5 protein-coding genes are annotated in these 12291 nt (G+C 50.3%); 1 reads left to right on the forward strand and 4 read right to left on the reverse strand.

Going from position 1 to position 12291, the window contains the following annotated elements:
- Positions 1–292 precede the first annotated feature (292 nt).
- Positions 293–835 (forward strand): porin family protein, encoded by a 543-nt coding sequence (locus tag BLU97_RS09845; protein ID WP_074761388.1) that lies wholly within the window; start codon positions 293–295, stop codon positions 833–835.
- Between the two features lie 83 nt (positions 836–918).
- On the opposite strand, the gene BLU97_RS09850 is transcribed toward BLU97_RS09845, so the two are convergent.
- The 4 genes from BLU97_RS09850 to BLU97_RS09865 all read right to left on the reverse strand — a co-directional run bounded on the left by BLU97_RS09850 (position 919) and on the right by BLU97_RS09865 (position 12287).
- Positions 919–3321 (reverse strand): glycosyl hydrolase 115 family protein, encoded by a 2403-nt coding sequence (locus BLU97_RS09850; protein WP_081352962.1) that lies wholly within the window; start codon positions 3319–3321, stop codon positions 919–921.
- Between the two features lie 116 nt (positions 3322–3437).
- Entirely contained in the window at positions 3438–5204 is a 1767-nt protein-coding gene (locus BLU97_RS16070) for a RagB/SusD family nutrient uptake outer membrane protein (RefSeq protein WP_074761390.1), read from the reverse strand.
- Between the two features lie 12 nt (positions 5205–5216).
- The gene (locus BLU97_RS09860; RefSeq protein ID WP_081352974.1) at positions 5217–8231 is read right to left on the reverse strand and encodes a SusC/RagA family TonB-linked outer membrane protein; all 3015 of its coding nucleotides are present in this window, start codon (positions 8229–8231) and stop codon (positions 5217–5219) included.
- 198 nt (positions 8232–8429) lie between these two features.
- Positions 8430–12287, reverse strand: coding sequence for a hybrid sensor histidine kinase/response regulator transcription factor (locus BLU97_RS09865; protein WP_074761392.1), 3858 nt, complete (start codon positions 12285–12287; stop codon positions 8430–8432).
- Positions 12288–12291 lie beyond the last annotated feature (4 nt).

Below are 12291 nucleotides of genomic sequence, written 5' to 3' on the forward strand. Positions count from 1 at the left end.
ATTGTTCCGTCGTTAGTAATAATGCTGCAAATATACAAAGTATTTTTGAAAATCCAAATCTTTTCGTGCTTTTTTTTAAGTACCTGCCTAAAAACCACGCAGTTAGGATAAAAATACAGGCTTGAGTTGTACTTTTTTGACATAAATATGAGAATTTTGGGTTGATTAATATTTATTAACACAAATATTGTTCTATTGTGTCGAAGAAATGTCTAAATTTGCAAACGAAACTTAAAAAGGTGATGAAACAATCCTATTAACAATATTATTTATTAACAAACAAGGAAAGATTATGAAAAAGCTTATGATGATTGCTGCTATGATGATTGCAGCTGTAACAGTTAACGCCCAGGTGGCTGGTAAGGCATACTTGAAGCCTATGGTAGGTGCTACACTGGCTACTGTGACTAACAACGACAACGACATGAAGTTTGGTCTGGTGGCCGGTGCTGAGGTGGGCTATATGTGCACCGATAACTTCGGTCTCTCAGCAGGTTTACTTTACACACAGCAGGGTGCTAAGGCCGACGGCGTGAAGAATACCTTGGAGTATATTAACGTGCCTGTACTGGCTAACGTGTATGTGGCTCCTGGTTTTGCCCTGAAGGCTGGTGTACAGGTTGGTTTCCTGACCAAGGCCAAGGCTGAAGGTCTTGACTTTAAGGAGCTCTGCAACAAGACTGATTTCTCAATTCCTCTGGGAGCTTCGTACGAGTTTAGCGACTTTGTCATCGACGCTCGCTACAACCTCGGTCTTACTAATGTTGGTAAGGATGTAGGAAAAAACAAGAACAGCGTGATTATGCTGACTCTGGGATACAAGATCCCATTCTAAAAAGTAATTCCATATTTAGAGTTATACGTAAAAATATTAACAGCAACAGAGGCCTGCAGTGATTGCAAGCCTCTGTTATTTTTTTACTGTTTCAGCACAGGTTGATAGGTAATCTTCTGTACTATCTGTCCTGGATCTACTATCGAGAGCGTGATGACATGCTGCCCTCGGGCCTTATCAAGCGGCAACGTAAGTACGAAATCCTTGCGGTTCTCAAGAATCTGTATCTTCCATTCGCGCCCCCATTCCTTGAATTTATTCTCTAAGGTGGCGGCCTTACCCTGGTCGATGCTCACGGCCAAACGGTTGCTGCGATCGGTCGAAACGGGCCACATGGGTACCACCGAGATGCACAGCTGGATGGAGTCGGCACTGGCTGGCAGCGATGGGATAGGGATATTGATGCTGCCCGATGCTTTCTGGTCGAGCGGCTGTCCCATCTGCAGCACCTGCCAGTCGGTACCCATACCGGTGAGCAACCTGAAGGGTGCTTTGACATCGAGACCGCCCAAGTTGATTTGATGCTCGAACTCGGGATGGCGCTGGTTGTCGGGCAGGCGATAGGCCGTGGTGGGGCGGTTGGTAAGTGTGGGCATCTGATGGTAGAGTGCGGTATAGCCAGGTGTAACCTCCGACATCATCAGGTTCCACTTGCCGCCTAATTGTGTGTTGTAGCGCTCCAACAGCAGGTTTATCTGGCGGTTGGCATCCCTGCATTGCTCGGCATACAGCACGTTGCCTGTTTCGTGGTTGGCCTGTGCGTACAGGAACTTACGGTTCATCTGGTAGGCCGAATGTACGGCATAGCCCAGCATCTCGAACAGGGCAGGGCGTTGCTCGGGTGCGAGCGCCTGCTCGATGGCATCGTAGGCAAAGCAGATGTTCTGATAGTCGACCAATCGTTTCTGGGCTGTACCGGTTTCGAAACTGAAGTCGGTATCGTAGAGTCGGGCATACTCGGGGGTGTCCCATTCCATCTCATAGCCCATGAACTCAGGCTTGCGGTCCCACGCCAGGCGGTAGTAGTTGTCGAGGATGTGCTGGAACGCCTCCTGATGCTGCTGGCCGAACACTTTGGCCAGCCACTCGGCCTGATAGGCGTTGGCGTTATCGTAGCTGAACTGCTTGAAGTTGTAGGCCATGTCCATAAACATCTGTGTCTCGATCTCCATGGGCTTGATATCGCCCACGTTCAGCAGCCAGTAGCGGTCGGCACCAGCGGTATAGGCCTTCAGCAGCTCCTCGTACATCAGCATGGGGGCTGTTGAGAAAATCCACAGATTGTCGTGGGGCACCCCGCAGTAGCTCAGGTGGTAGTACACGCCGCTGCCACCGCTGCGCTGCTGTTCGCGGCTGTTGCTCACGCGTTTCATATAGCCGTAGTTGTCGTCGGGCCATACCAGGGTGATGTCGTCGGGTACGCGCAGTCCGGCATCGTAGATGTCGAGCGTTTCCTTGTAGGGCACGAATATCTGCGGTAGCTGTGTGGCTTTCTTTTCCTTATATTTCTCGAGTATCTCGCGCTGCTTGGCAAACACATTCTCGAGCGTGCGGGCGCGATCCTTGGGATTGGTACTGCCTTTCATCGCCTCGTCGTGCAATCCGCGCAAACCCATGGTGTAGATGTTGTCGAAGGCTTTGGTATCGCGAATGCGGTCGTCGAGTTTCTTCAGGATAGTGGCACTGTTGGTTTCGTAGTTCCACTCGCCATCGCGCTGCTTGTTCCACTCCGATTCCGCGGCGTTGTTGAACAGCAGGGGCTCGCAGTGGCTGGTGGTGATCATAATGCCGTAGGCATCGGCCACCTGCTGACTCTCGGGATGGCTGTAGAAGGCACCCGTGCATGAGTGCATGGCCGGGGCCAGCATGTTGGCCTTGAGGCGCAGCAGCAGCTCGCAAACCTTGGCATAGGTCTTGGGACCTATATCGCCCAGTTCCTTCTCGAAAGTTTTGGCGGCCCAGGGCTTCAGGCCCCAGTCCTCATCGTTAATAAAGATACCACGGTATTTCACCGAAGGCTCGCCCGAGGCATAGTAATCGCATTCTACGGCAGCATCGGGGTTCTGGGTTACAGGCACATCGGCCCACCAGTACCAGGGCGATACGCCGATGCGTTGCGACACGTCGTAGATGCCGTAGATGGTGCCACGCTTATCGCTGCCTGCTATCACCAGGCGCGGCTGTTTCTCGTTTGTGATGCTGATAACGTAGCTTTCCCATCTGCCTCTCAGGTCCTTATCCTTCAGTACGCCCTTGGCAATAAGCTGCTTGATGGTCTTACTGCCATAGGTGCCTACGATGATTTGCGACGCTCCGCTACCGGCAGAACCTGTAACCATGGCTATATCGTGCTTCAGGTCGCTGATGGCACGTATTACCTGTGGTGATTCAGTCTTGTCGTAACTCACAGTAGCGTTTGCTACTTTGAACGTTCTGCCTTGCATGCAGAGCGGAACAAGTAGTAATAACCATAATAATCTTTTCATAACAAATCTAGTATTTGAGCGCAAAGATAGAAAAAAATTTGAAAAGTAAAGCCCAGACTTTCACAAGCCTAGGCTTTTTTAAATCAATTACTAACTAATTATATTAATTATTCAAATTAATAGCCAGGATTCTGTTCGAGAACACCGTCCTTGTTGGCTTGGATGGCCGACAGTGGGATGGGGAACAGGTCGAAGTGGGCATCGTAATCCTTCTTGTCGGCGCTGTTGGCTGCGTTGAAGTAAGGATTGTACTTCTTGATGCGCTCGGCTAGCTTGCCTACACGCGACAGGGTGAGGCGGCGCTTCTCCTCGCAAACCAGCTCGCGGAGACGCTCATCCAGAATGAAGTCGATGTCCATCTGGTCGGCAGTTACAGCCTTGGCCTTGGCACGGGTGCGCAGCACGTTGATGTCGGCTGCAGCCTCGGCCTTCTTACCCAGATTTACATATGCCTCGGCACGCAGCAGATAGGCTTCGGCCAGACGGAAGAAATACTGATCGGTGAAAGTCTTACCACCGGTTCCTGCCAGCTGGTAGGTGGCCTTGTCCTGATACTGGGCATCGGGATAGTGGAATGGTGTGGTCATCTTGGTAGAGTAGCCGCACATAAAGCGGTTAGGCAGCTGGTTGGTGGCATTTACACCGCCGTCGAAACCTGTGGTCATCGAGTAGCCAGCGGGCAGTACGGTGTGCTCAAGGTCGAAATAGCCATCAGGCATGGCAGCTGCCAGCTCAGGACGGTCGGCCAGCACGTTGGTGCGATGAATCTTGAAACGGCGAGGCCAGTTGAACTCTGAGTTACGCATATCGTCGAAGTTGTCGGCCCAGATGCCGTTATACAGATGATCTACAGCATAGTGTGTACCGATACCACGGCCACCGGTCATATCGCCGATAGGCCAGTTGAACAGCTGCACGTTGGTGCCGTCGGGGGCAATGAGCTGGAACTTGTCGACCTGAGGAGCAAAGAAACGCTCGCCCCAGAAGCTACCGGGATTCCAGAAGAAATGACTGGTGTTGTTACCACCACCATCAACGTTGGTCTCGAACTGAATCACCCAGATACCCTCGGTATTACCTGCCGAACGGTTCTGATTGTTGGGGCGGAACAGATCGTAGAACACGTCGCCATCCTCCTTGGCCTGCGAACCGAAACGCTGGGTCATCAGGGCCAGGTTGGTGTTGTTGATAACAGCCGAAGCGGCATTCACAGCCTTGTCGTTAGCGCCTGTTGCCAGGTAGGCCTCGGCCAGCAGCATGTTGGCGGCTGGTTTGCTGATCTCACCATCCTTTACGGCGTTGATCTCGGGCAGATTGGCTGCGGCATACTCCAGGTCTTCGATCACCTGAGCCCATACCTTGTCTTTCGACTCGCGTGTAAAATCGGTCTTGGGGGCTGTTACCTCCTCAATCTGTAGGGGCACATTGCCATAGAGCAGAACCAGCGTGCGATAACCTAATGCGCGGAAGAAACGGCCTTTGGCTTCGAACTCTTTCTTCTGATCGTCGGTCAGAGCGGTTGCGTTAGGCACACGGCTGATAACGGTGTTGGCCTGGGCAATCAGCTTGTAGTTCTCGTCCCAGTAGAACTTGGCAATGGCGCCCGAGGGAGAGAGGTCGGCAGTTATGTTCGACTTGAGCGGGTCGGCAGTAATCCACATATCTGCAAACTTCGAAAGGTCGGTGGTGCGGTCGTATGTGGTGTAGAACTCCTCACGTGTAAGGTAATAGAGTTCGGTGGTAGCAGCATCAAAGTCTGCTTTCGTATTGTATGAGTTGGATGCCGAATTAAAGTCAAGGGCTTTCTCCTCCAGGAACTTGTCTTCGTTGCATCCTGTCAGCGTCAAAGCTGAGATAACGGTGAATAATAATATCTTTTTCATGTGTAATGGCAATTAAAGATTGATATTGAGACCAAATGTCACACTCTTCATAACCGGACGGTTGTCGTAGCAGCTACCGGTTGTACGGTTCTGGCCGTTGATGTCCTGATAGGTCATGTTAGGCTCGGGATCCCAACCATGCCAGCCGGTGATGGTGAGCAGGTTCTTGCAGCTCATGTAAACATTGATGCCGTCGATACCGATGGTGCGCATCCACTGCTTGGGCAGGTCGTAAGAGAGGGTGATATCCTGCAGGCGCAAGAACGAGCGGTTCTCGTAGCGATAAGGATTGATGGCAGGGTTGGCATTGTAGAGCGCGTAGATACCACCAGGATTGCTTGGTGTCCAGAAATTGTCCACCTGTGCGGTCAAGCGGTTGTGACGCAGCGTGTTATCGTTGACGAGCTCGGCAAACGAGTTCTTACCCATAAAGCTCTTGCTGCCACCCAGAACGGCGTTGAGGAAGAAGCTCAGTGTAAGGTCCTTGTACTTGAACGAGTTGAGCAAGCCCATGCGTACCGATGGATCGGTCTTACCGATGATGCTGCGGTCCTTCTCGTTAATCTCGCCATCATCGTTGATATCTACAATGCGGTAGTTACCTGGGTGATAGCCCTCGGGGATATTGTCGCCTACCTGCCAGATGCCATCGATGGTGTAGTCGTAGATAGCCGAGAGCGACTCGCCGATGAACAGTGATGATGAGGTGAGGTCGTCTTCCTTACCGTCGCCGTTGGTGTCAAGACCTGCCAGCTTGTTGATTTTGTTGCTGTTGGTTGAGAGGTTGAACATTGATGTCCACTCAAAGTCCTTGGTCACAATGTTGCGAGAGTTGATGGTAATCTCGAAACCGTTGTTCTGAATCTCACCTACATTCGACATGATAGATGTGAAACCGGTGATTGAAGGAATCTGTACAGCATAGAGCAGATCCTTGGTCTTGGTGGTGTAGTACTCGATATTACCCGAGATGCGGTTGTTCAGCAGGGCAAAGTCGATACCAAAGTTGAAACCTGCAGTCTTCTCCCATTTCAGGTTGGCATTCTCCATCGAAGCCAGCTCTTGGCGCATAGATCCGCTAACGCCATCGCCAAAGATGTAGCCGATAGAAGAATTAACACGGGCCAGTGAAGAGTAGCGTGAGGTCTGGTTTCCGCTCATACCCCAACCGGCGCGCAGTTTCAGGTAATCCAGCTGTGGCACCTTGAACCACTCCTCGTTGGTGAGAACCCAACCCAGAGCTACTGATGGGAATACGGCACTCTTGTTGTTGGTCGAGAAGCCTGAGTAACCATCACGACGTACGGTGGCGGTCAGCAGATAACGGCCGTCGTAAGAGTAGTTTACGCGAGCCATCTGGTAGAGCAATGTCTCCAGCCAGGCATCCGAATTTGTATTCTGAGTAGAAGCCAGCTCCAGTGAGTTGTAACCCAGCGTCATGCGTGGGAACAGCTTGGCATCGGCAGCAGTGTAGCTGTACTTGCGGCGTGAAGCACCGTAAACCAATGTGGCACCAACACTGTGCTTGCCAAAGTCGTTCATATAATTCAGAATGTTATCAAGCGTATAATCATAATAGGTAGTGTGGTGCTTGTAAGCCTGACCATTGTTGTTCTCGGCAAACTCGCTGGCATAGTTATGCTCGCCAATGCGGTAGTTGTTACCGAAGTTAAGGCGATAGGTGAGGCCCTTCAGAGGCAGCTGCACCTCGGTGTAGAGGTTGGCAAAGAATGAGTTAGAACGATCGTAGTCGTCAACCAGCGAGCCATGGTATGGATTCTCGCGGGCATCGTGAGCGGGATAGTGAATCATATCGCCGTTCTCATCGTAAGGCTTGGTAAGTGGGCTGCACTCGATGAGGAATGGCAGATAGGTTTCCTGGCCATCGCGGTTCTCGAACGAACCGAATGCCTGTACACCTGCCTTCAGCCATTTTACTGGCTGGATGTCTAAGTTAACGCGGATTGAGTTACGGCTGTAGTCGTCGTTAAGCAGATAGTTCTTCTGCTTGGTATTACCCAGTGAGATCAGGTACGACATGGCATCGCTACCACCCGAAATATTCATCTTGTTCTCCCAGATAGAACCATTGCGGGTAAAGTCGCTCCACCAATCGTAGTCGCCAGGAACAATGTTGCCCTGGTCGTCGGTCATCCAGGCATCCGGCATGCGCTCAGAGAGCTTGAAGTTGGGATTCTGCTGGGTGTAGCCCGACTCTGCCGTCTTAGAATACTGCCACAAACACTCATTGTCGAAGTTCAGCATTTCGCTGCGGTTCATGGTGTGCATCTTTTTGGTAGGTGTCTGGAAGCTGTAACTGCTCGAGAACGATACCTTGGCCTTGCCTTTGGCACCCTTCTTACTGGTGATGAGCAGTACACCATTGGCTGCCTGTGCACCGTAAACGGCTGTAGCCGAAGCGTCCTTCAGTACGTCTACGCTTTCGATATCGGCAGGGTTGATGCTCGACAGATTACCTGTGAAGATGATACCATCGAGGATGATCAGTACGCTGGTGTTACCCGAGATGGTATTGGCACCACGGATAGAAAGCTCGGGACTTGAACCGGCAGAACTGGCCTGACCTACATTCAAGCCAGGTACTGTTCCCTGTAACGACTGCAGAAGGTTTGTGTTAGGACTCTTTTCGAATGCCTGGATGTTGGCACGGCTCACTGCACCGGTAACATCGCTCTTTCGCATGGTACCATAACCTACTACAACAACCTCGTCGAGCAGCTTCTGGTCGTTCTCCATCTTAATCTCCAAAAAGCTCTTGCCTTTTACCGATACTTTCTGAGTAAGAAAGCCTACAAAAGAAATCTGAATCTCACCTTTTGTGATGTTTTTCAGTTCAAATTTTCCGTCGAAGTCGGTCACGGTACCATTCGATGTACCAACTTCTCTTACAGTGGCACCGATAACGGGCTCGCCCGCATCGTCTTTCACAACACCTTTAATGATGCTTTGGGCCGAAAGCAGCATAGGAGCTGCCAGCAGCGTGAGCATCATTAAGATTCTTCTCATTGTTTTTTCTTTCATACACAAATGATTTTAATTATTAGTAAAATTGGGTAAATCTGCCGCAAAGGTAAGGCAAAAATATGTTTTTGTTGCAAGGATTTTGTTGCATAGCCCTGCGATTATTGTGCAATATATAATATATCGGTATTTTGCAACAAAATCGCAAAATACCGATACAAATGTCACTGTTCTTGCAGGATGCTACTCCTTATGTGTCTCGATGTATTCCGAGGGCGACATGCCGAAATGTGTCTTAAATGCGGTCGAGAAATGGGCCTGATCGGCATAACCTACCTTGAAGGCAACCTGTGAAACGTTTACCTTGCTTTCGCGCAGCAGGCGGGCGGCTTGCTCCATGCGCAGGTTGCGCAGGAACTTACCACTGGAGATGCCGGTAATCTCCTTCATCTTGCGATGCAGTTGTGCACGACTGATACCCACGTCGGCAGCCAGCGTGTCGATATTGTATTCGGGATCCGACAGGTTGGCATTGATTGAGTGCATCACACGTTCCATCAGCGCATCGTCGTTGCCTTTAACCTGAATTTTCTCCACGCGCTCCTCCTGTTGCATGGCTCCGCTGAATTTACCACGCAGGCGGCGGACGTTGTCAATCAGATTGTCAATCTGGATATGAAGCTCCTCCATACTGAACGGCTTGGCAATATAGGCATCGGCACCCGACTTCAGACCTTCGAGCTTGTGCTCTACTTCGGCTTTCGAGGTGAGCATGATTACTGGAATCTGCGAAATCTGAGGATTATCTTTGATACGTTTCAGTAAGGTGAGTCCGTCCATCTCGGGCATCATCACATCGCTGATAACCAGGTCGTACTGTTGGGTGAGAAGGATTTTAAGCGCCTCTTTTCCATTCGGGGCATGGTCGAATTTGTAGTGGTTGCCCAGTTCGTTGTTGATGTAGTCGGCAATCTCCTGATCGTCGTCAACCACAAGGATATGGAACTGGTGGAATGCTTGTCGGGCGCTTGCACCGCTAGACAGAATCTCGCGGGCAGGGGCGTCGGTGATAATCTGTTCAGGTTTCAGATGGCCATATCCCTTTGGAATGGTTACCGTGAAGCAGGCACCTCGCTCGCCATCCTTACGATTGGTGGCTTTTATCTTGCCGCCGTGCATTTGGGTGATGGAGCGACTGAGATTCAGTCCAATTCCTGTGCCCTGCATGCCAAGGTCGTCGGCATTACGTCCCTGATAGAAGCGGTCGAACAGTCTTTCGGCCTCTTCTTCTTTGAAGCCCACACCAGAGTCGATCACCTGTATCTCGATTTCTTTCTCCGTTTCGCGCAGAACCACTTTTACCTCGCCGCCGTCGAAGGTGTATTTGAAGGCGTTTGAGAGTAGGTTAGAGATAACCTTGTCGAAGTTGATGCGATCTACCCATGCCAATACATGGTTTTTCTCGTGTTCGAACAGGAAGGTGATGTTACGCTGGTTGGCGTTGTATTGGTATAGCTTACAGATGCCGCTGATAAACTCCACGAGATTAGTCTCCCTGCAGTGCAGCTGCATCTGGTTCTTGTCGATACGTCGCTCGTCCAGAATCTGGTTCACCAGTACCATCAGGCGCTGGGCATTACGGTCGATCGTGTCGATATAAACCTGCTCTTCGCTGTTTGTGGCAATGCTTTTTAACTTGGCCAGAGGACCCATAATCAGTGTGAGCGGCGAGCGGATGTCGTGAGTGGCATTCATCAGGAACTTCATCTTCTCTTCGTCCATTCGCTGATGGGCCTTGCGGCGAAGGCTCAACACCAGGGCTACCAATAATAACACACCAACTAACAGATAGAAGATGTGGGCCCAGGTTGACTGATACCAGGGAGGGGTTACCTTAACTGTTATGGTTTTTATCTCAGAGTAAACACCCGCTGAGAGGGCTCTTACCTCAATCTTGTATATGCCTGGCTGCAGATGGTTTAGCTGGATACTGTTCTCGCCCTCGGCTTTCTGTATCCATTTCGAACCGTTGATTTGATATTCGTAAATAATATTGTCGGGACTTACGAAATCAAGCAGCGAGAACTCGAGTGTAATGCTGTTGTCAAGATACGATACCTGATAGGCGTCGGTTTCAATCACGGGGCCGTTGGTCATGGGGTTGCCTGCAACGAAGAAACCTGTTAGCTTGATGGGGGGCAAATCTTTGTGGCAGCCGGTTGCACGTGTGGAGTTGAACACCGTTAAACCGTCGTTGTTGGCAAAGTATATCATGTCGTCGCTGGTATGCATGCCAACGCAGTTAATGTATTCCTTGGTGGTAAGTCCGTTACCGATAACATGGCCAATGAAGTTCTTTCTTTGTTGATCGAACTGCCAGATACCCATTGAGGTGGCGCACCAGATGTCGCCATTGTTGGCTTTTACAATATAACCCACTACTTTGTTGGACAGACCCTCGCCATAACCGAATCGGGATACTTGATGGTCGCCAAGATGGTAGGTGAAAAGCCCCTGGTCGGTGCCGATGAGTATATCGCCGTTTTGGGTCTCACAAAGCGAATAGCACATGGTGCCTTCAAGTAGACTATTCCAACCGTAAGGATGGAAATTGTCGTCTTGTGGGTCGTAGCATGAGATACCAGCAGATGTGGCCATCCAGATATAGCCATTCCTGTCGGGCATCATCGCCATAATCCAGTTGTTATGAAGTTGTCCTCTTACAGCATCGTGCTCTGTGGCCAGAAATTTGCGTACGGAGTGGTCTTCTGGGTTGTAAATACAGAAACCACGCGAGTATAGGGAAATAAACAATCGCCCATCGCCTAAATCCGTCATGTCGTTCAGCTTGTCGCAAACAAAGGATGCCTGATATTGCGATCTGCCTGTCTGCGGGTCGTACGAATAAAGCGCTTTATCAGTGCCTATCCAGTAGCGTTTCTTGCGGTCGCGGTAGATTAATTCGGCCGATGGCGGTGAGGCAGGGTGTGACACAATATGGCCACGCTTGTCGAATCCATACACGCCGTTGCCTTGTACAACAGCCCAAACCATGTCCTGATCGCCTTTGCAGATGGAGGTAATGGTGGAACTGATGCGATAGCCTTGCGACGAAAAACTCCATGAAGAGAACTGGGGCTGGATGCGAGGTATCATGACCAGACCTTTTGACTGGCAGCCTAACCAAATGTTGCCAATGCGGTCTTCGTAGATACACCAGATCTTGGCCGTGTTCAGATCCAAACCGTTGAGTTGGCATTCAACGCGCTCCAGCTTCTTACTGCCTTTCTTCAGTATGAACAGACCGTCGCCTCGCGTACCAATATAGATGTTGCCATTCCTACTTTGGAATGCACTACTGATAACCACATTGTCGTCTCCAAGGGCTGTGAGGTCGATATCTGCTTTAGTCATTTGTCCTTGGTGATAGCGATTGATGCCATGCTGACGAATAACGAGAATGTCGCCATTGATCTCCACCATCTTGACCACAATGCCTTGTTGGACAAAGAACTGATGTACTTGATGCTGATCCTTCATCGTGATTTCTTCGCCATAGCCACACTTCCAGAAACGGCCGTGACTATCTTCCATCATCTGATTGAAATACCAGTTGCCACTTTGGGTGGTATGCCCATCCGGCACTTTGTGCAGGGTGTTGTCTTTCAGTTCAAAAAGTCCCATTCCTGATGTGCCAAACAGAAATTCGCCGTTCTTACGTTCAAGGACGGATATGATGCGTGGCTTGTTTGGCGTAGGAAATGTGTATTGGATGAAACGATTGCTGGCGTAGTCGTAACGCGAGAGGCCGGTTCTTGTCCCCACCCAGAGCTGCCCCTTTTTGTCGCAATAGAGTCTGGTAACGATATTACTGCTCAATGTGGTAGAATCGTCGGGAAGCGACAGATAGGTGGTGAACCGATAGCCGTCGAACTTGTTGAGTCCGTTCTCGGTCGCAATCCAGATGTAGCCATATTTGTCCTGGCACACATCGTTAATCAGACCGCTTGAAAAACGTTCTGACGGGAAGAATTGGCCTGCCTGTCCATGCACCATCAATGGCATGAAGATTAGTAGCAAGGATAGTAATATTTGTCTCATATCG

The organism is Xylanibacter ruminicola, from assembly GCF_900107775.1.
Classification (GTDB): Bacteria; Bacteroidota; Bacteroidia; order Bacteroidales; family Bacteroidaceae; genus Prevotella; species Prevotella ruminicola_C.